This window comes from Deltaproteobacteria bacterium IMCC39524, from assembly GCA_029667085.1.
GTDB lineage: Bacteria > Desulfobacterota > Desulfuromonadia > Desulfuromonadales > BM103 > M0040.
On the sequence record JARUHJ010000001.1, the window covers coordinates 501,908 to 522,834 of the forward strand.

At 48.0% G+C, this 20,927-nt stretch carries 18 protein-coding genes; 10 read left to right on the forward strand and 8 right to left on the reverse strand.

Going from position 1 to position 20,927, the window contains the following annotated elements; genetic code table 11:
• Positions 1 to 619 precede the first annotated feature (619 nt).
• A complete protein-coding gene (locus P9J64_02330; GenBank protein MDG5467154.1) occupies positions 620 to 853 on the reverse strand; it encodes a hypothetical protein in 234 nt (77 codons plus the stop codon).
• A gap of 448 nt (positions 854 to 1,301) precedes the next feature.
• On the opposite strand from P9J64_02330, the gene P9J64_02335 reads away from it, so the two are divergent.
• Positions 1,302 to 2,507, forward strand: a complete 1,206-nt coding sequence (locus P9J64_02335; GenBank protein MDG5467155.1) for an aldo/keto reductase — start codon at positions 1,302 to 1,304, stop codon at positions 2,505 to 2,507.
• Positions 2,508 to 2,580: 73 nt separating this feature from the next.
• Here the strand turns inward: P9J64_02335 and P9J64_02340 are convergent, their stop codons facing one another.
• Positions 2,581 to 3,396, reverse strand: a complete 816-nt coding sequence (locus P9J64_02340) for a 4Fe-4S binding protein (protein ID MDG5467156.1) — start codon at positions 3,394 to 3,396, stop codon at positions 2,581 to 2,583.
• A gap of 388 nt (positions 3,397 to 3,784) precedes the next feature.
• Between P9J64_02340 and P9J64_02345 the strand changes: the two genes are divergently transcribed.
• Both P9J64_02345 and P9J64_02350 read left to right on the forward strand, forming a co-directional pair.
• Positions 3,785 to 4,291, forward strand: a complete 507-nt coding sequence (locus P9J64_02345) for a DUF2284 domain-containing protein (GenBank protein ID MDG5467157.1) — start codon at positions 3,785 to 3,787, stop codon at positions 4,289 to 4,291.
• A gap of 223 nt (positions 4,292 to 4,514) precedes the next feature.
• Positions 4,515 to 4,877 carry a DoxX family protein gene (locus tag P9J64_02350; protein MDG5467158.1) on the forward strand — a complete coding sequence of 121 codons (363 nt, stop codon included), beginning with the start codon at positions 4,515 to 4,517 and terminating at the stop codon, positions 4,875 to 4,877.
• Positions 4,878 to 5,013: 136 nt separating this feature from the next.
• On the opposite strand, the gene P9J64_02355 is transcribed toward P9J64_02350, so the two are convergent.
• Positions 5,014 to 6,051: a zinc-dependent alcohol dehydrogenase family protein gene (locus tag P9J64_02355; protein ID MDG5467159.1), complete on the reverse strand. Its 1,038-nt coding sequence runs from the start codon at positions 6,049 to 6,051 to the stop codon at positions 5,014 to 5,016.
• Between the two features lie 354 nt (positions 6,052 to 6,405).
• On the opposite strand from P9J64_02355, the gene P9J64_02360 reads away from it, so the two are divergent.
• The 7 genes from P9J64_02360 (at position 6,406) to P9J64_02390 (ending at position 11,827) form a co-directional block, all read left to right on the forward strand.
• The gene (locus P9J64_02360; protein MDG5467160.1) at positions 6,406 to 6,621 is read left to right on the forward strand and encodes a hypothetical protein; all 216 of its coding nucleotides are present in this window, start codon (positions 6,406 to 6,408) and stop codon (positions 6,619 to 6,621) included.
• Positions 6,622 to 7,152: 531 nt separating this feature from the next.
• A complete protein-coding gene (locus tag P9J64_02365) occupies positions 7,153 to 7,512 on the forward strand; it encodes a tRNA-binding protein (GenBank protein MDG5467161.1) in 360 nt (119 codons plus the stop codon).
• 53 nt (positions 7,513 to 7,565) lie between these two features.
• Complete coding sequence (locus tag P9J64_02370; protein MDG5467162.1) at positions 7,566 to 7,937, forward strand: hypothetical protein; 372 nt, start codon at positions 7,566 to 7,568, stop codon at positions 7,935 to 7,937.
• An 819-nt stretch (positions 7,938 to 8,756) separates the two neighbouring features.
• A complete protein-coding gene (locus tag P9J64_02375; protein ID MDG5467163.1) occupies positions 8,757 to 9,275 on the forward strand; it encodes a DUF2059 domain-containing protein in 519 nt (172 codons plus the stop codon).
• A gap of 640 nt (positions 9,276 to 9,915) precedes the next feature.
• Positions 9,916 to 10,947: a DUF933 domain-containing protein gene (locus P9J64_02380; GenBank protein ID MDG5467164.1), complete on the forward strand. Its 1,032-nt coding sequence runs from the start codon at positions 9,916 to 9,918 to the stop codon at positions 10,945 to 10,947.
• A gap of 80 nt (positions 10,948 to 11,027) precedes the next feature.
• Positions 11,028 to 11,324, forward strand: a complete 297-nt coding sequence (locus P9J64_02385; protein MDG5467165.1) for a hypothetical protein — start codon at positions 11,028 to 11,030, stop codon at positions 11,322 to 11,324.
• A gap of 278 nt (positions 11,325 to 11,602) precedes the next feature.
• Positions 11,603 to 11,827, forward strand: coding sequence for a hypothetical protein (locus P9J64_02390; GenBank protein ID MDG5467166.1), 225 nt, complete (start codon positions 11,603 to 11,605; stop codon positions 11,825 to 11,827).
• 1,325 nt (positions 11,828 to 13,152) lie between these two features.
• Here P9J64_02390 and P9J64_02395 read toward each other — a convergent pair.
• The 5 genes from P9J64_02395 to carB all read right to left on the reverse strand — a co-directional run bounded on the left by P9J64_02395 (position 13,153) and on the right by carB (position 20,895).
• Positions 13,153 to 14,289 carry a hypothetical protein gene (locus P9J64_02395; GenBank protein MDG5467167.1) on the reverse strand — a complete coding sequence of 379 codons (1,137 nt, stop codon included), beginning with the start codon at positions 14,287 to 14,289 and terminating at the stop codon, positions 13,153 to 13,155.
• A 252-nt stretch (positions 14,290 to 14,541) separates the two neighbouring features.
• Positions 14,542 to 16,683 carry an ATP-dependent DNA helicase RecG gene (gene recG / locus P9J64_02400; protein MDG5467168.1) on the reverse strand — a complete coding sequence of 714 codons (2,142 nt, stop codon included), beginning with the start codon at positions 16,681 to 16,683 and terminating at the stop codon, positions 14,542 to 14,544.
• A 170-nt stretch (positions 16,684 to 16,853) separates the two neighbouring features.
• Entirely contained in the window at positions 16,854 to 17,048 is a 195-nt protein-coding gene (locus tag P9J64_02405) for a DUF1858 domain-containing protein (GenBank protein MDG5467169.1), read from the reverse strand.
• 14 nt (positions 17,049 to 17,062) lie between these two features.
• Positions 17,063 to 17,539, reverse strand: a complete 477-nt coding sequence (gene greA, locus P9J64_02410; protein MDG5467170.1) for a transcription elongation factor GreA — start codon at positions 17,537 to 17,539, stop codon at positions 17,063 to 17,065.
• A gap of 92 nt (positions 17,540 to 17,631) precedes the next feature.
• Positions 17,632 to 20,895 (reverse strand): carbamoyl-phosphate synthase large subunit, encoded by a 3,264-nt coding sequence (carB, locus tag P9J64_02415; GenBank protein ID MDG5467171.1) that lies wholly within the window; start codon positions 20,893 to 20,895, stop codon positions 17,632 to 17,634.
• Positions 20,896 to 20,927: the final 32 nt, after the last annotated feature.

A 20,927-nucleotide genomic window follows, 5' to 3' on the forward strand; every position in this document is an offset into this window, starting at 1 on the left:
ATTCTATCACTGAAACTTCTTTGAACAACCACCTTCAAGTGTGAAATCTAACAATACTGATAATCAATAAATGTCCACCCGTTATAAGGTGCCCACCAATGGTCAGCAGTTTGTTGTAAAACAGTTGGGACGTTACCTAAGGTGGCATGCACGACACAATGAGTGGGACGCCTAAAGCGGCCGTCAGGAATGATCGTTTAAACCAAGATGAGGAGTTATGGGCCACGTAGATTTAGTTGGTCAGGAGGACGTTGTCTGGCCCAACGCCCGATGCCGTGCATCCCATCCGCGAGGGGCAAGTGCCCCTGAAAGAGCTCAGATAGGGGGGCTGCATTTCAGGTCACCAAAGGCCTGAGCCCGCATCATCCCCTAAAAACCAGTTGCCGACGGATAGGTGGAAAACCGGTCGGATAACGTGGATCATTCATCCCGCTCAAAATGAGTGGGGTTTTCTATTGTTGGGGGGAAGATATTCTTGAGGAATAGTGAATAAAGGGTTCCGGCGCAGATGATACTTCTCAACTTTAAATTTGCTTGCAATTCCTGATAAATGATAAAAGGCCTCCCGTTTCCAGGTGGCCTTGATTTCCAAGCTTTTGGATCTATCAAGTTGACCACGTCAAATTGACAAATAATCACAATATTTACACCCATGCCCATGCTGTATCGGGTGATGCCTTTCAAGAAGTTCCCTGATTTCTGGTTCAATGGCCTTCGGCGTAGTCACCTTGAGCTTTAAATTGCTTTTAGTCACTCTAAATTGCTCTTGATGAATGCCGGCTCCAATGAGGTCATCAACAGCTTTTTTTAAAGATTCTGCTGAACTATAGGCCACGGTAAGAGTTGTATTCAAAATCAACCTCCTTTTCTCAATAGAGCCCACTTTAATATCTCCCTTAAAATATTAGGGTTCCCTTTTATTCCTGCATTGACGCTATATTGACAGGCTACCATGAACAAAAACCAATTCAACTGAAGAGAGAAAAAAGTCTGCGTTTACGAAATTTTTTATGGTAGAAGAATTTGGATGGCTCAATAAGTTTCTGAAATATCTAGAGGGTTACGAATGGGTTTGTCTGAGCAAGGAATCACGGCAGGGGAGGAGTTTTTGTTATTGTAAATTCAACTGTATCGTCCGTATGGATTTAAGTAGATACGAATACGAAGTTCATACCAACCCTGCAAGATAAGAATGGCCCATGCAAAACGGACGGGCCATGAAAATCTTACAGTTGTTATTGTTTGACAAAGTCAACGGCGTCTAAAATACTAGGAGCAACTCAGAATCAGGGAGGCCTCAAATGTTGTACAGAAAGGTTCCAAAAAACGGAGATGAGTTGTCCATTCTCGGATTCGGATGCATGCGCTTTCCTACGAAAGATGGACAGATCGATGAACCCAGGGCGATTCGTCAAATCCGCTCAGCTATTGACAAAGGGTTGAATTATATCGATACCGCCTGGCCGTACCACGGCGGGGAGAGTGAGCCCCTGGTGGGAAGAGCCTTGAAAGACGGCTACCGTGAACGTGTGAAGTTGGCCACCAAGCTACCATCCTTCCTGATTAATACCCGGGAGGACATGGATCGCTACCTGAATGCCCAATTGAAAAAGCTCGACACCGATCACATCGATTATTACTTGGTCCACACCCTTACCGGACCAGTGTGGGAGGCCATGGTGACGTTGGGTATTCACGATTTTCTCGACAAAGCCAAGGCTGACGGACTCATTGTCAATGCGGGCTTTTCCTTTCACGGCCTGCCCGGAGATTTTAAGCAAATTGTGGACGACTACCCCTGGGATTTCTGTCAAATTCAGTACAATTATCTGGACGAGGATTACCAGGCAGGAACCGCGGGGTTGGAATATGCGGCGTCCAAAGATCTGGCAGTCATCATCATGGAACCACTACGTGGAGGCAACCTGGGGCAGCCCACACCACCACCGGCAATTGAGAAGATTTGGGCCAAGGCTGAAACATCGAGGTCACCCGTGGCCTGGGCGTTGCTCTGGATCTGGAACCACCCTGAGGTCACAGTGATCCTTTCCGGGATGAATGAGGAAGCCCATATCAATGAAAATATTGCCTTGGCTGAGCAGGGCTTTCCCGCCGTTTTGGCCTCCGCAGAACTGGAGTTGGTGGTCCAGGCAGCCAACACCTACCGGGAGCTGATGAAGGTGGGTTGTACCGGCTGTGGATACTGTATGCCGTGCCCTGCCAATGTGGCGATCCCCATCTGTTTCGAGATGTTTAACAAGTTGCACATGTTCAATCAGCCTGATGCCGCCAGATTCGGCTACGCCATCCGCATGAGCGGAGATCTGACCAACGGGCTTTCCGGTTATGCGTCCCAGTGCGTTCAATGCGGTCTCTGTGTTGATAAATGTCCGCAGCAGATCCCGATCCCCGACATTCTCGCTCAAGTTGTTGCCGATATGGAAGACGAAGGTCTTTCCGAGCGCTTGGCAATGGCCCGCAAGATCATGCTGAAAAAGGTCAATTAGATAACGGCTTATCCTCTCGCAATACCAAAAGGCAGGGAGGTTGTCGTAAAAGCGAGGTTCTTGAATCCCCTGATTACCAAGTATTAGCCGCCAGTTGCGTACCCGTCCTCGGCAACAGAGTGATCGCTTTTTCAGGGCAGGACGCCCGGCAGACTCCGCATCCATAACATCTTCTGTAATCTATAGAGCACCTGTGTTGTTCCCGTGAGTAATCAATCGCCTCAAACATGCATTGCTTCCGGCATGACTTGCATCCTTTGCAAAGTTCTTTATCGATTGCGGAAACGTACTCCGCCTTCCACATAATTTTGGCCAGTCGTGATCGATATTCAATTCGGTAAGCCATACAGTCCTGGTCGCAATTACAGACAGCGCCAATGAAGGGCGTCTGAAAGGTCCAGACGCTATGAGTCATGCCGTTAGCATCGAGATCCCTGATTTCGCTTATGGCAACCTCTGGGGTGGTTTGATCGAAATTGCGAAAATCCGGCAGATCCTTCAATATGCCGGTGGCATCCATGCCGACTGCGTAACAGTATCGTTTCTCTTCTCCGGTAGCAACTTTACGGCAGATACAGGGTAGTCTCCAGACCGTTCCTACTTTATTGAGAACTTTTTCAATATCTTCGATAGGCACCATCTGTCCGAAATGGTTTTTTTTGAAGCGGCGGGTGAGCCAGGGGTAGGCTATAAAATTGTAGATGACCGGCAGCCGTCTTTTCCACTTTTCGGCCGTGGGGATGTTCTCCTGCATAGACGGACCGAAGTCGGCGAGGTATTCTTTCAGTGCCTCATCGGAACTGATCTGCAGGAAAAGTTCCCGAGAGTAGTTGGTGATATTTTCATACCATTTTTTGCCTTCTCCGTGGCTGATGCAGAATTCGCACATAGTAGATCTCTCCGTCAGGATGAGAGCATGCCTTTGGGGCTTGGTGGGGGAGGGGGAAGAATAATTTGGCCCCATGCTACTGACTCTGCTAACTACAACTCTATAGCGATCCTACATCAAATCAAATTATTTCTTAAACCGCCGTTATTATTCCCAAGCCGAGCGGCCTAAACCTGAGATGCTAACATTGCTGATGCAAGTATATTCACACCCCTATTCGAATGTTAAGGGCTCCAATACTTTATAGGCTGACAAATAGAATGAGGCCATTCGTTGCCAATCGCTCTAATTTTGGCTTTAATAGTGAGACAAATAGACCTAGAGGTTATGATGCCTCGGGTTGATACGGATAAATTTTGATAGATATTTAACACTTTAAGGAGTGTGTATGACGCCAGAGAATGTTTCTGCAAGAGCCCTTGAGCTTGGGGCAGATGATGCTCTTATCTTCCGGATGGATCAAATCGTTTTTGACTCACGCACGCTACTTAAATGCATGTACGGGTGCGAAGACTGGGGGAAGGGCCATACTTGTCCTTCGGCCCCGGGCTCTCTAAAGCCATGGGAGTATGAACGTGTCCTGCAAGGTTACGAATGGGGTTGTATTGTCCATTCGACCAGTAAAAAGATCTCACAGGACATTTCCTTTACCCTGGAAAGGGAGGCCTTTCTTGCCGGTCATTATTTTGCTTTCTCAATGAGCGATTGTGCAATTTGTCAAGAATGTGCCGGATTCAAGGGAAAGCCTTGTGTTGACCCTGGTCGAGCCCGGCCGGCTTTTCATAGTGTTGGCATTGATGTCTTCGCAACGGTGAAGCAATTTGACCTGCCTCTGAGTACACTTAAATCTGAAGATGAGGTGCAAAATTGGTATTCTGCTGTTTTCGTAGCCTAAGGTCACTATGTGCCCCATCATATTAATAGACCACCAAGGATCAAACTCTGGTGGCCATAGTTTTGTTGATTAAACTGCTTCCTCAGATACCGTTATCCACAAGAAACCTTTTTCGTCTCGGCAGTCGTGACAAAATACAGACACCAATCAGCTAGCTAAGGTTGGAAACTGATATATAATGATATAGTTCTAATGGCATTCAACCTCTAGAAGGGTGATCATAATGGAAATCCTAGTCACGTTATGTCAAATCATTATTGCGCTTGGAATTTTCAATGTCTGGATCTTGCGCTATGGCAAAGAAACCAATTGGCGAGGTGGTGAAGCAAAAAACATGAAAGAGGAATTTGCCGCCTATGGCCTACCTGGTGGGGTTATGGTGTTTATCGGAGCGGCCAAGATCATTCTGGCCCTATGCCTGATTGTTGGCATATGGATTCCCTTCTTAGTAAAGCCAGCGGCAACGATAATGGCCATACTAATGTTTGGGGCTGTTTCGATGCACGTTAAAGTGAAAGATCCACTACAGAAGTCATTGCCAGCATTCACTATGTTGGTTTTGTCTCTAATAGTGGCAATCAACTAAAAAATCAGTAAAAGGGCGGATTTTTAATCGGCTTGTTGAATTGTTTTGATGTGCCGAGCTTCTGGAAAATGTGAAGTCTTTATTGGCCATGCAGTCCAGGTAAGCCCGAAACTCAATAATCTTCATTTTTGACTCTTCATCTGTCCGGTCCCAATCGAAGCACTTTAGCCCCACGAATTTCACCTTCTTTCAATTCCTGTAAAGCGCGGTTCGCTTCTGCTAGCGGGAACTCTTCAATTGTTGGTCGAAGAGGAATTTCTGCTGCCAGTGAGAGAAACTCACGTACATCGGTGCGGCTGACATTGGCGACACTCTGGATGCTTTTCTCCAGCCAGAGATCGAGCGGGTAATCGATCTCGGCCAGCACTTCACGATCACTGTCCTCTTTGCGGATCGCGTTGATGATCAGCCGGCCCCCCGGCTCAAGCATTCGCATGGCTTTGACGACCGGCTTCCAGACAGGGGTGGTGTCGATGATCGCTTGTAACAATTGAGGTGGCTGCTCGTCAATTTCTCCTGACCAGGCTGCCCCAAGTTCGCGTGCGAAGTGACGCTCCTTTTCGTTACGGGCAAAAACATAAATAGGCAGTTTTGGGTAAAGATGTTGAACGACACTCAACACCAGATGCGCCGAAGCACCGAAGCCAGTCAATCCGAGAGGTGCCCCTGGCTGCAGACAAGCAAGCCTGATCGAGCGGTAACCTACGGCGCCAGCACAGAGCAGGGGCGCCGCTTCTGCATCTGTGAAGACCTCCGGGATGGGGTGGACAAAAGCCGAGGGAGCCAACATGTATTCGGCATAACCACCATCGACATCGCGGCCCGTTGCACAAAAATCAGGGCAAAGGTTCTCTCGCTGCGTACGACACCATTTGCAATGACCGCATGCAGAATACAGCCAGGCAACACCGACCCGCTTCCCCAGAAGCCCGTCGTCGACATGCGGACCGACTTTGTCGATTCGACCGACGACCTGGTGCCCGGGAATGACTGGCAACTGCCGGGGTGGAGTACGCCCCTCGATTTCATCGAGCTCCGTGTGGCAGACCCCACAAACCGAGACCTTGATCCGCAACTCTCCAGGACCTGGTTCAGGGACAGGGCAATCTACAAGGGCCAAGGGGTTTGGCTCCTGTTTCATGTCGACTAATTTTTTCAGAGTCATGGCTTTCATCTACAAACTCTGGCCTCCTCAATATCGTTCAATTGTTTCTCTTTTAGACGTTCCATGTGTGAAGGGTGAGCGCAACATTTGTTTCTTCGGGCAAAACGAGTTTTTCAATAGATAGATTATCAAATTGTTCGAGATTATATCTGCTGATTTCTATTTTTCTGGCAGTGCTCTGTAAAGGACACATAAAGCAGGTCTTTTAAAGAACTTGTTATTTATGCGGACGGGGAGATTGATCGTCTTTTTGAAGAAGCAGATCGCAGAGCAGAGATTGGGAGACAGGAGTGGGAGAGAAAGAAAGAGCGATGGCGAATAGAGGAAGCGAAGCGCCGTGCTGATCAAGCGGAAAAGGAGAGCTTGGAGGAACTCAAACAGGCAATTGATGCCTGGGGAGAGGTTAATCGCATTGAACACTTTTCCCGTGATGCTGAAGCGCATCCAAGCAACCTCAATCCTAAGGAACATTCACGCGTTATTGCACGTCTAAACCTTGCCCGTGAGATGTTCAGCAGTATCGACGCCCTAGATTATTTCCGGCACTGGCGAACACCGAGTGAGCGTTTAGAAGAGTAGGGTGATCCCAGCTTTCTGACTAAAGCTGGGATTGGCTGTTTTTGAAAGTCACTGCCATTTAGATTTAAATCTCTATATGCACGTAAAATCAGTAACTTACTGCTTTATCTGACCTCTAAAATCTTTATTCCAGTTTTCATCAATTTCAATAAGCATGTTTTCGCCGCATAGAGTGTTTATGTTGCTGAAATCTTTACCTGAATATCTTTCTGAGTTAGAGTGGCAACCCTTGGTTCGGTGTGGTTCATGGGGAGGGACGATAATGACAACTCTTTTTTTGAGTAGATTATGACATACGAAGACCTCGTTGATTTTTTAGATCATAAACGGCTTCTTATTGATAAAGGTATTCAGTAAGCTGTTTAATACACAAAACTATGGCCACCAAAGGACGATCCTTGGTGGCCGTTTTCATTTATCAGGGACAGCAAGAATTTCAAATCTCAGCCAAATCAAACGTCTTGTAACAATGTGAGAGGATAAATGATAGTCTAGGGGCCGGGATACCGACCTATTGTCCAGGAGCAGAAAATGGTCAAAGAAACAAAACCTATAGTTACGTTTGATGAGTCATTTGAAAAACTCGATATTCGAGTTGGCAAGGTAATAGATGTTGCACTTGAAAGCCAAACACATAAACCTACTTACAAAATGATCGTAGATTTTGGGAAGTACGGCCAACGTATTAGTTATGGACGCTTTACTCAACACTCTATTGAAGAAGTAAAAAACAGACTCGTACTTGGAGTTCTTAATTTTGAACCGAGACAAATGGGGCCGGTCACTTCGGAAGTATTGATTTTAGGGGTTCAATTTCCAAAGGCCGAGAGTGGTGAGGCAACATTTGTCTCCCCTGCTGTGGATGCGAAAGTCGGAAGTAAGCTTTTCTAGTGTCCCAGAAGTCAGGACCAACAAGAAATTCTATTTTTACTAGTGGGGTGTTCATGATCAATAGAGCCGCAATCATACTCAGATACAAGCAACCTGCCGTTAATTGGGTCAATGACGCCAACCCATATCATGAAATCGATATGCCTGAAGTATCACTAGAAGAAATCAATCGGGAACGTGCCGTATATCTGGTCAGTGATGAGGATGCAGATAATGATGATTCTTTGTCTGCATGGATCGAAATGAACTTTGAAGTACTCTTTACCAATGAACTAGAAGGATGGTATGCGGATGACACCCTCTGGCCGGAGCATCGAACCCTTGCAATGTTCCATGAATGGTTTGATGTTGAATGTCATACCATGATTCTGGACACAGTTGATGAACCGATAGAAGATGAGGATATTGAAGATACCCTTCATTGACCTAGCTCTGGAGATGATCCAAGTGGCCTTTCCTATTTATCAGGGTATGTGAAAATTATTCCATTGAGCCTGTTTTTTTAAAAAAGGAGATTTTTAAATGGAAGATGTAATCGGCGTCATAGTTGTCCTGGTTGCAGTGTTTGTGCTGTTTCTTTTCCTTTTCCGAGGGAGGTGATCTTTTGGGAGTTGCAGGTTTTGTTCTTGCTGTATTTGTTCTTTTAATCATTTGTGTTTCGGCTTTTGGGTATTTACATCGAGATCTCCGCTGCCCAGAGTGTGGCGAAAAAATGACCCGCAATAAGAACAAAACATGGACATGCGAATCCTGCCAAACAAGGCATCCATGTTATCCATGAAGATCAGACACTTTTTTTACAATTCACTACTTTCAAGAAACTCCTCGCTGATCCGTGGACAGTTTTTAAAAATCCTCCCGCAACCAATTCTCATATTATCTAAGGATATATAGAACAGTATAAATGGCCAAAGTCCTGGCCAAAGGGTTATGCGCAGTATTAGGTAGAAATTAGCATGGCTAGACTCATGTTCTTGCATGCCACAAACCATCCCGGCCCAACTTTCGCAGGAGAGGTGGGCTTTGTTATGCCAAGGAATGCTCCAATGCTGGCTTGGGCAAGGATCAAATATTCAGAGCATGATAAAATGAGCATTACACATATCGTTGGCAGGTCTTCTCTTGAAGTTTTGAATATGTCAGGAAGGAATTTCGAATAAATGTGTACTCCCGATTTATGTTTTTTGTCTTTGCGATATGGGCTTAAACTAGCGCCATTCTGTTATGTCCCCGGATTTTAATTTATGAATAAAGGAAAGATCTCTATGCGTATCCTGATGACTCTGCTTTTGGCTATCACTCTCACAGCCTGTGCGGCCACGACAGCAGTGCCAACCTCTGAAGCGGGGAAAGCCCTCGAAGCAGAGCAGTTGGTCCGTTACAGCCTCACCGGGCGAATCATGGAAAGTGTCGAGAACAACTACTCCGTTCAACTTGCTTCCCTGTTGACATCAATGGAAGTTCCGGCAGGGAAGAAAGAACAGATCATCACCGAAGAGATCAAGACTGTCGCGGAGGGCGAACACCAACGCCTTCTTAATGCCCTGGTGCCGATTTACCGACGTTATTACACAGCCGATGAAATTCATCAACTTTTGTCCTTTTACAAAACCGATGTGGCGCGCAAGTCGTTAAAAGTCAGTTCGCAGATTGCGGCTGAAAGCCAGCAATATGTGCGGTTGTGGAATGATCACTTTGAGGAAGAGTTGATGAAGCGGGTGGATGAGAGATTGAGTGAGATGGGGATTTCGATTGATCGATAACTCTTTATGGAAGCTGTTCGTAACGATAGTACAGGTGGCGAGGTTCTCTAGAGTTTAACCTTGTTATGGCGAGGGGAGAGTTGAGCTGACCGGCTCGCGGATGTCAAAATGATCAGGGGATTTATTAATGTGCCTGTCCACAGAACCTGTCGATAAGCCGAAGATAGGATAGCGCAAGCCAAAAAGCGAAACTGATACAGAGCAGTTGTCATTCTTCTAGTGGAAGCGACAACTGAATCTCAAGCCCAACCTCCTATAGAGGTTGGGCTTTGCTATGCTAGGGAAAACATTGAAACAGGGATTAGACAAGTAGGATTGAATCACAGCTTTTGGAGCAAAGCTAATATTTGTGCATAAGCTGGGATCGGGCTGATCTGGGGCACTCCCGGAAGTGTCCCTCTCGTGCCACAGTTGCCCTTCGGACTTCGTCACCTTTCTATTCACTTATCCTGGCAGCCTGTCGAACACTCAATGTACTGGCGGCAAACAAGGCAACTAACTATTTCATGACAACTTCCTTCAAATACCGGTGTTAGAGACGATATCCCTATTCAAAACTCAAACAAACTAAGTATACTGTCTTGGTTGACATCTCATAGTGCAGTTCAGAGCAACACGAACCGCCAAAAAGGATAACTTTATGAAGATCGCAATATTGGGCCTGGCCCAGACGGGCAAGAAAACCCTCTTCACGCTGCTGACCGGACGATCCATACCCCCGACTGTCAAACCCGGTGAGGCCATCGAAGGTAGTGCTGCGATCAAAGACAGCCGTGTCGATGCTTTAAGCGATTTTTACAAGCCTGAAAAGACCACTTATGCCGAGAACCAGTTTGTACTCTGCCCTGACATTACCGCTAGCGGCACCTCGCGCCTCTGGATGGACCCGGCCCAGCGCTGTGATCTTCTCTGCCTGCTGATCAGATCCTTCGACTCGCCGGATGTTTTTCACCCCGCCGGATCGGTGGATCCAGAGCGTGATCGGGCCACGATCGAAACAGAGCTATTGCTGGCCGACATGCAGTTGGTCGAGACGCGCCTGCAGCGCCTCGCCAAAGACAAGAAGAAAGGTCAGACGACAGAGCAAGCTCTGGAAGAAGAAGTCCTTCAACGCTTCAACACGGCCCTGGAGGAGGAACGCTTCTTGAGCACCGTAGAACTTGATCCTGACGAAGAACATGCGATTAAAAGCCTCGAACTGATCACCCGTATGCCGCTCCTTTTTGCCTACAACGTCTCCGAGGATGACATCGGCAAAGATTTCGGACCTGGCGTCTTTACTATCTCCTGTGCGATCGAGAGCGAAATAGCGGCTATCGATGACGAAGGGGAGCGTACTGAATTCATGGAGGCAATGGGCATCACCGAACCGAGCCTCGACCGGATTAACGCCGCCCTTTACGACGCACTTGGCCTCATGAGCTTCTACACCTCTGGTGAAGACGAGTGCCGCGCCTGGACCATCCGCAAAGGCTCCAGCGCGCCAATGGCCGGTGGCAAGATCCACAGTGACATCGAACGAGGCTTTATCCGAGTCGAGGTTATGAAATTCGACGACCTGATGGCCGCAGGTTCTGAACAGGCTGTCAAGAAGGCGGGTAAGATGCAGCTAAATGGTAAAGACTACACGATTGAGGACGGTGATATCTGCCACTTCCTCTTTAACGTTTGAGGTCAACTGCATGGACTTGCAGATCATCCTTTTAGCTCTCCATTCAACCAAAACCAAAAACAACGAAAAGGATTTAACCAATGAAAAGATTAACCACTCTCTGCCTCGCAGCTTCTCTAGGCCTGCTCGCCACCACTGCCATAGCTGATGAAACCTACACTTGCACCAACAGTTCACAAGAACGAGTGGTCAGCGTTGTGTATCAAGATCAGGAAGCGAAAGTCCCTTGCGAAGTCCGATACCAGAAAGATAGTGTTACAGAGACACTCTGGAGAGCACAAGACGAAGTCGGCTACTGTGAAGAGAAGGCCAGGGCTTTTGTCGAGAAACAGCGCGGCTGGGGCTGGAACTGCAACGAAACGGCGGCAGGATCGTAACCCGCCAGCACTCACCATATAGGAAGAAACAATGACAAATCCCGAAACAAACTGTTTACCCAACACACTTTACAGGGGATACAGCTACGCAACCGATTTATCCGTTCCGCGACTCTGGAAGCGATGTGTGACCTTGATGGTCACCCCACAATGCCTTTGATCGATTGTTATCGACAATTAGCTGCGGTGGTTGTGGTTTGCTGATTAGCGGTTTTACCTATGTTACACAAAGTGGCAAGCTGTTACCGACCGGCCTCGATAATTGGAAAGGAAACACCATGAAAAAACACTTCTTGATCCTGTTGTTCATTTTTTTCACGGCCTTGACTGCTTGTACCGGCGACCTGGGAGAACAACAACTCGAAATTGCGCAGCTCGAGGAGAAACAGAACAACATAGAGCATGCTTTAAAACTGTACGAAGAGGTGGTCAGAAAGTATCCGGACTCGCCTAATGCAAAGATTGCTCAGGAACGTTTGAATGTGCTTAGGAAGGGCAAGTAGGGTTAGGGGAGCGCCTACAAAGTTGCGAATGTTAGCTTACTCTACAACAGAAACGTTTGTATTACAGCAACTTAAAACACCACACTTAAACTTATCTATCAAGTCGATTGTGTGCCTATCAGAAACTTTCCTCCTGTTTTGATATGGCGCTTTATAGCTGTATGTACCGGAGGACTTTCGGGAAGGGCCAAAGGTTCTGTCGTCGACAAAGGTCTTAGACCGGGACTGGCTATCCCATATTTCCCACCAGACTGATTACGTTCTTTTGTTCCAAATCCAGTCCAACCTGCAAAATAGTTGTTTTAAATCAAGTTGATTTACCAATATACTCTATTTCAACACTATCAAAAGAGTCCTTATTTCTTAAATGACAGCATTATCAAATAGCTATCAATAGCGTATTAGATGCAGTTCTGATAGTCCTTAAAATAGGGTATACCTAAATGATAAAAACGTATCCTAAGACAATTATTTCCGGTTACTTAAGACCAGTGGCATTGACACATCAAGACCACACGGAGAAATTATACTGGTGCCGCTCTTTGAGATCTTTGACTTCGAGAGACAGATTATCCGAGAGAGTCAGTCCGTGGGGATAGCTAGGGCTAAACAGGAAGGGCGCCTGTCCAGGGTCTAACCAGGCAAAAAATCGCCTACGAGTTGGGATCGGCGTTGCGAGTGCCTACCAAACCTTTAGGAACCAATCAGAGCATCAGAGAAAAACACAAAACCCTGCGAAAATGGCCGTAGAAAAGAAGAAGCGAGCGGAACGCAAACCTGAGTCCGCACAAGAAACCAGACAGTTATCGATGTTCTAGTCAAAAGCATATTTAAAGATACTTTTTTCCATGCCCGGGCAGTAAGGGTTTTCAAATTTGCCCTGTAAGCCACTTTCTTTTTTCAGATTACTCAAAAGCACTGACCTGATAACACCGAATTCGAAGAACATTTCTTCTCCATAAATCCTTTCTTTTTTTATCAGCACCCGGAAGGGTATATCAGTTTTACACTCGGCGTTCATATTGCCGCCTACGCATAACGTCGCATAATATATATTATGTAAACTTTTGTAATGTTGAAACATGGTGGAGGATGCAGGGGGATCTAGTTGCTCTCAAAGTGGAAAAAGCGAATATGGATGGATTGATGTTATGTAGGCTAAAAAGCAGTCAAAAAGTCCATGCTTCGGCATGCGTCTAAAAAAGAAAGTGGCTTACAGGGCAAATGTGAAAGCCGCACCTTCAAGAAGATGAAAGTGCGGTGGCAAAACTACCAGTATGAAGCTATGACCTGCCAGTTGAGACAAAAGGCAGGGATACAAACCGTCATTTTATTTTGCCCTTTGCATGTTTGTTCCTTCCTTGTGGGTGAGCTATAACTGAAAGCTCTGGAGGTTCTTGTTGAATTCCCGCCTTGTCAATTGGTTGCTTTTGACCCTGTGCGCGGCTAGCCTTCTTCGGAATAGACTGAACCTGTTTTGCTTTTTTAGAAACAGACGCCCTTCCTTCTATGCTTTGGCCTTGATTGGCTTTATTGACATCAGGTGCCGCGTTCACTGATTTATTCTGAGGTTTGACCTGTTGACGTTTTGTTTCGTTTGCTGGGCGGATTCCTTGGGCAGCAACAGAACGTTTACTGGCAGGCTTATTTGCCAACCCAGGGTCATTTCTTCGCACAGTGACCGCAGTCTTGCCTGCCTTGTCATGCCTGGATACTTCTCGAATGATATTCGGCTCGACTAACTTTTTCAATTCGCCAGCACCGATGACCCTGGTTTTATCTTTAGAATCTAAACGCTTATCGCTGCTCGATTGATTTGGCTGTTTAGACGTTTTTGTTGCCGCAACGACTTTCCTTTTAACGTTTTTGAGTTGCTTATGGACCGCAATCTTTTTGTTGTTCGAATTTTTGTTGTTGTATTTAACTGCCTGATATTTTTCGGCATTTAAGGTTTTATTGTGAATTTTGGGTGATTTTGCAGTCAAGAACTGTCCTGGTCGATTATCAGCCTTTGGAACATTGCGTATTACTAGACGAAGTCCGGTAAAATCGTAATCATGACCTGCATTTACGTGCGTATACTTGTATCCCTTGTCCCAGCGTCTATCATATTGATAGCCGGTCGAACCCTGTAATTTCTGACACTTTCGATTGTTATCAAAGTGCAGATTGCCGTGATGGTAATGGGCAAAAATTCGTGAAGACCGCCCTCTTCTGTTTTTAACCGGAATTTCTACGTATTCACCATTTGAAATAACAATCTGAATCGGTACGAACTTGACGCCTGAGTAAGTAGAGTCTGTATATAGGGTGACCTGGATCGGCCTTACGTAGGTCTGTGATGACCTGTAGATAGAATCATGCCCTGAGAGTGGACGGTAAGTCGCTTCGTAATTGATGGGTGCGCATGCTGCGATGGTGAATAAGATTACAAGAAAACTCAAACATTGTGATTTCATCATGACATCCTCCCGTTTAGTCGACGATCATTATTGTTGAATAAGATCGTATGCCCTAAGGTATGGATTGTCAGCGGACATCGGCTAAGATGTCGGGAGATGTCTACAATGTAGGGTTACATTTGTAGGTATAAGTACTTATTATTACAGTAGGTGAGTCATCTTGAGGTTTAAAAGAACAGGAGGCACTGCTAATGCCAGCAGAACAAGCAGAGGTTTGCAGGGTTCTCAAAACTTATTACTTACAGCAAAGTCTCACCCAATACTGGCCAACTCAAGACGGTTGCCCCATCGTTCTTTGAGCACCTCCTGAACCTGCTTTGAGTCTCTGAACTCCTTGCTGTCGGCATAAGCAAAGGCGTCTTTTCGAGCTTCTTCAAGAATCCGTCCATCGCGCAGAATGTTGGCAACGCGAAAGTCTGGTAAACCGCTCTGTCGAGTGCCGAGGAATTCCCCTGGGCCACGAATCTCCAGATCTGCTTCAGCGATCTTAAAGCCGTCATTGGTTGCCCTCATAACTTCAAGTCGTTTCTCACCTTCTTCGCTACAACGATATGATTTCAATAATATACAGATGCTGCTCGCTTTTCCTCGACCGACCCTGCCACGCAGTTGGTGAAGCTGCGCAAGGCCAAATCGCTCGGCATGTTCAACCAGCATGACTGTTGCATTGGGAACATCAATACCGACCTCAATAACCGTGGTGGCCACCAGGATGTCAATTTCATGAGCCTTGAAGCGAACCATGACTTCTTCTTTTTCTGCCGGCTTCATCCGGCCGTGCAGCAAACCGAGTCGCGCTTGAGGGAAGACCTCGTTTTTGAGCTGTTCTGCGCCTTCTGTCGCTGCCAAAAGGTCACTCTTTTCGGACTCTTCAACAAGAGGATAAACGATGTAGGCCTGGTTGCCCTGCTCGATCTCCTGCCTTAAACGACTGTAGACACGCCCTCTTTGAGCTTCTGAAGCAACAACTGTTTCAACAGGCGTACGCCCCGGAGGCATTTCGTCGATCACTGATAATGCCAGGTCGCCATAAACAGTGAGCGATAAAGTCCTCGGGATAGGAGTCGCAGTCATGACCAGAATGTGAGGATTGCTACCCTTCCCTCTCAGCACCGCACGCTGTCGAACTCCAAAGCGGTGTTGTTCGTCAATAATACCAAGACCGAGCTTTTTGAATTCAACACCTTCCTGAAGAACCGCATGGGTGCCGACCACCAGATGGACATTCCCCGCTCTTAATGATTCGACAAGCTCACGCTTTTCAGCGGCGGGCATCTTGCCACGCAGAAGTGCGGTCTTTAGGCCCAACTGCTCAAACCAAACATGAAATTGCAGATAGTGCTGCTCAGCAAGGATCTCTGTCGGTGCAACAACTGCCACCTGGGTATTATTCTCGATTGCCACCAGTGCTGCCATTAAAGCGACGATCGTCTTCCCGCAACCAACGTCGCCCTGGATCAATCGATTCATTGGGTGTGGAGACATCAGGTCTTGTTTTATTTCACCAAGAACGCGGCGTTGAGCACCTGTTAGTCGATATGGCAAGGTTGCCGCGAGAGGCTTAGTGTATTTATGGGTGACATTGAAAGGAATTCCTTCCTCAAGGATAACGCCACGTCGCTTAAGAGCTAATCCCAACTCCAAAAAGAAAAACTCGTCGTAAACCAGCGATCGGAGTGACGGATTGCTGGTCTTCTCAAGATCGTCGATGTTGGTGTCGTTTGAAGGCCAATGAATCTGTTGCAAGGCCTCAGAAAGTGGCTGTAGTTTGTGCTTACGGATCATATCAGCAGGCAGATGGGACTGGACACAGGCTGCGTAGCTGTCAACTGCCTGCTTCCATATTTTTCGAGCCGTATACTGAGTCAACCCCTCGGTGAGTGGATATACGGGCAATATCCTGCCAAAAGCCAGGGGGTCTGAGCTTTGATAATCAGCAAGGGATTGGCCTTGAGCGAGGAACTCGGTGTCGGGGTGATGGATTTCTCGTGTTGCCCCATAGCGCTTCACCTCTCCCGTAAAGACAGCTCGCTTGCCGACAGCGAAACGCTTCTCCATGCTGCCTTTGCGGTAATGAAACCACTTAAGGACTATTTGCCCGGTTCCATCACTGACGACAGCTTCAAAGAGCTTGCGACGCGCGCGCGAAGTTGTGGCTTCTCCACAGGCCAGGATCTCCCCGGAAAAGACTTCATGTACCCCATCACGCAAGTGAGCTATCTTCCTGAATTGTCGACGATCTTCGTAACGGTGAGGCAGGACGTAAAGGAGGTCTTCTATAGTGTGGATATCGAGTTTGGCGAGTTTTTCTGCGACACGAGGGCCAACCCCTTTAAGATGAACAACGGGGGTGGATAGGTTTTGGTGAGATTGGTCTGTGGACGCTTTGGTCATCTCCGCCACCCCACAAGGTTGTTATTACCGGAACTCTAAGAGCGTAACGCAAAGGCGCAAAGGGGAAAACTTAACAACATAACTGGGGCCAAGGGTAAGGACAACAAAACTCAAATCTTGAAGCATAAAAAGGTTTCTTTGCGTCCAAGGCTAAACTTTGCGTCTTTGCGTTAAAAGATTGCGTTCAGTGCTGTCAGCAGCTCTTCAACATCAAGACCGTGAGCCATAGCGCCCTGCTCGAGGGTTTCGTTGATGGCGCCCATACAGCCAACGCAGCCAAGGTTAAAGGACCCTAGAACTTTCACAACATCAGGGCTTTTTTGCATAACTTCGTGAAAGGTCATATCTTTAGTGATTACAGACATTTGTGTGGCTCCCTCTAAACGTAATTGATATCAATGATTTCGTAAGTTCTGATACCTGATGGTACCTTGATGTTCACCTCATCATCAACACGATGACCGATCAAGGCCTTGGCGACCGGGCTGTTGATGGAAATCAGTCCAGCCTTGATGTCCGCCTCATCCTGCCCGACGATGCGGTAAGTCACTTCACTCTCTGACTCGACATCAAACAGTTTGACGGTTGCACCGAAAACGATTTTATCGGTATCCATCTCTGAAGGATCGATAACCTGGCAGCGAGCCATCTTACCGTTGATCTCAGAAATCCGACCCTCAACAAAGCCTTGGCGCTCTTTAGCCGCATCATACTCGGCGTTCTCTGAAAGATCGCCATGAGCGCGGGCTTCAGCAATATCCTGAATAACCTTGGGACGTTCAACGCGGATCAGGTGTTTTAGTTCTTCCTGAAGTCTCTGGTGTCCCTCAGGTGTCATCGGTACGGTTTCTGACATAACAGTTTCTTCCTTGCTTATTAATAAAATTGTTCGGGCAGGATAACCCGCCCGAACAGTAGAATCTTAAATAATGAAAAACGGGTAGACCTCTACCCGTTTTGGGGATAGTACTCCTGAATCGGCGTAACGTCAAGACTTTCACGCTTCATGGCCAGAATCCCGTCTGCCGCAGCCTGTATTCCAGCGACAGTTGTGAAGTAGGCAACGTTGTGCATAAGCGCTGAACGACGGATAGAAAATGAGTCAATGATCGACTGGGTTCCGAAGGTCGTATTGAATACCAGGTTGATCTGGTTGTTCTTGATGGCGTCTACGCAGTGTGGTCGCCCTTCCTTAACCTTGTTGATTGGAGTCGCCTGAACTCCGTAGGCACGCAGGAAAGCCGCTGTGCCGCTGGTTGCGACGATCTCGAAACCTGCATCACGCAGTTTAAGCACCGGTTCAACGATCGCTGTTTTATCCTCTTCCTTGACGCTGACAAAAACCTGGCCCGAAGTCGGCAGGCGGACATTCGCACCCAATTGGGCCTTGGCAAAGGCTTTGCCGAATTCAAAATCAATACCCATGACTTCGCCGGTAGACTTCATCTCAGGGCCAAGCAGACTATCGACACCGGGGAACTTGGTAAAGGGGAAGACCGACTCTTTGATAGAGATGTGTTCAGGGATAATCTCTTCTACGACTCCAAGCTCTGCCAGAGTCTTCCCTGCCATAATGCGTGCGGCGATTTTGGCCAAGGGCCTTCCTGTCGCCTTGGAGACAAAGGGCGATGTCCGGCTGGCACGGGGATTGACCTCAAGCAGGAAGATCTCATCATCTTTGACCGCAAACTGGATATTCATCAGGCCGCAAACACCCAGTTCAAGGGCCAGGGCGACTGTTTGACGACGGATCTCATCAACGATCGACTTGTCCAGGGAATAGGGAGGAAGCACACAGGCTGAATCTCCCGAGTGGATACCCGCCTCCTCAATGTGCTGCATGATGCCGCCGATAACAACCTGCTTGCGGTCACAAAGTGCGTCCACATCGACCTCGATCGCCTGGCTCAGGAATTTATCGACCAGGATCGGATGATCGGGAGAGGCTTCTACCGCATGTTGCATGTAGTCACGCAGTTGCTGCAGGTCGTGGACGATTTCCATGGCCCTTCCGCCCAACACATAACTTGGTCTGACAACAACAGGGTAACCAACGCGCTCGGCGATCTTCTCCGACTCGGGAACCGAGCGAGCAATGCCGTTTGCAGGCTGCTTCAAACCCAGCTTGTACAGGAGCTCCTGGAAACGTTCACGATCCTCAGCACGGTCGATCGCGTCCGGAGTAGTGCCAATGATCGGCACGCCAGCCTTTTCCAGTGCAACAGCAAGCTTAAGCGGCGTCTGCCCGCCAAACTGTACGATGACGCCCTCAGGCTTCTCGACATGAACGATCTCAAGCACGTCCTCAAAGGTTAAAGGCTCAAAGTAAAGGCGATCCGAGGTGTCATAGTCGGTTGAAACCGTCTCCGGGTTACAGTTAACCATGATGGTCTCGTAGCCATCTTCACCGAGGGCAAAGACGCCGTGGACGCAGCAGTAATCAAACTCGATGCCCTGGCCGATACGGTTTGGCCCACCGCCGAGGATCATGATCTTCTTGCGATCCGTCGGCTCCGCTTCGCATTCTTCTTCGTATGAAGAGTAAAGATAAGGGGTAAAGGCTTCGAATTCCGCTCCGCAGGTGTCAACCCGTTTGTAGACGGGCCTGATGTTGAGCTTGTGACGAAGAGCACGGACTTTGTCTTCGTGGCTCTTCCAGAGTTTGGCCAGGCGCATATCCGAGAAGCCCATCTGCTTGGCTTCGCGTAGCAACGTCTGGAAGACTTCCCCCTCAGGTTGCTCCAGCAGTTCTTTTGCCTTGAGTAACCGTTCCTCCATCGCCACGAGTTGCTCAATTTTGTGCAGAAACCAGCGATCAATATACGTTAAAGCGAAGATCTCGTTGATCGTCAAGCCTGCACGCATGGCGTCAGCGACATACCAGAGGCGCTCACAATTGGGGACCCGTAACTTTTCCTCAAGAGCATGGAGCTCCGAGTCGTCAAGGGTGCGACGATTCAGCTCAGCGTCATCAAAAAAACGGCTCTCGAAGCCACAGGAACCAATCTCCAGCGAACGCATTGCTTTCTGCAGGCTCTCCTTGAAAGTCCGGCCAATCGACATGGCCTCACCGACAGACTTCATCTGGGTCGTCAAGGTCGCGTCGGCTTGGGGAAACTTTTCGAAGGTGAAGCGCGGCATCTTGGTGACCACATAGTCGATAGTCGGCTCAAAAGACGCGTAAGTCTCGCGGGTGATGTCGTTGGGGATTTCGTCAAGAGTGTAGCCGATCGAAAGCTTGGCAGCGATCTTGGCGATCGGAAAGCCGGTCGCTTTAGAGGCCAACGCTGAAGAACGCGATACACGAGGATTCATTTCGATAACAACCATGCGGCCATCATCAGGATTGATGCCGAACTGGATGTTAGAGCCGCCCGTTTCAACCCCGATCTCACGAATAATCCTGATCGAGGCATCACGCAGCAGTTGATACTCTTTGTCAGTCAGTGTCTGTGCAGGCGCGACAGTAATGGAGTCTCCCGTGTGGACACCCATGGGGTCGAGGTTCTCGATAGAACAGATAATGACCACGTTATCGGCTGTGTCACGCATAACCTCAAGCTCGAACTCTTTCCAGCCGATGACTGATTCTTCAACCAGGACCTCATCGGTTGGCGAAGCATCGATCCCGGACATGGCGATCTGCAGGTACTCTTCCATGTTGTAGGCAATGCCGCCGCCGGTGCCGCCGAGAGTAAAGGAAGGACGGATAATAACAGGGAAGCCAATGCTTTCGATAACTTCGATCGCCTCTTCACGACTGTGAGCCAGCCCGGATTTCGGTACAGCTATGCCGATGTTCTCCATAGCCGCCTTAAACAGGGTACGATCCTCGGCCTTTTCGATGGCCGGGAGTTTCGCGCCGATCAGCTCAACATTATATTTATCGAGAGTGCCGTCTTTAGCGACTGCAACAGCACAGTTAAGAGCTGTCTGCCCACCGAGGGTTGGCAGCAGGGCTTGCGGTCTTTCCTTGGCGATGATACGTGCCAGCGTCTCAGGATTGACCGGCTCGATGTAGGTGCGATCAGCAAAGTCGGGATCGGTCATGATCGTTGCAGGGTTGGAGTTGAGAAGAACGACTTCGTAGCCCTCCTCTTTCAACGCCTTGCAGGCCTGGGTCCCGGAATAGTCAAACTCGCAGGCCTGGCCGATAACAATCGGCCCGGCACCAACGATGAGAATCTTCTTGATATCAGTTCTTTTGGGCATCTTGCTTCCTTGGTAGCGCGTAGCGGGTAACG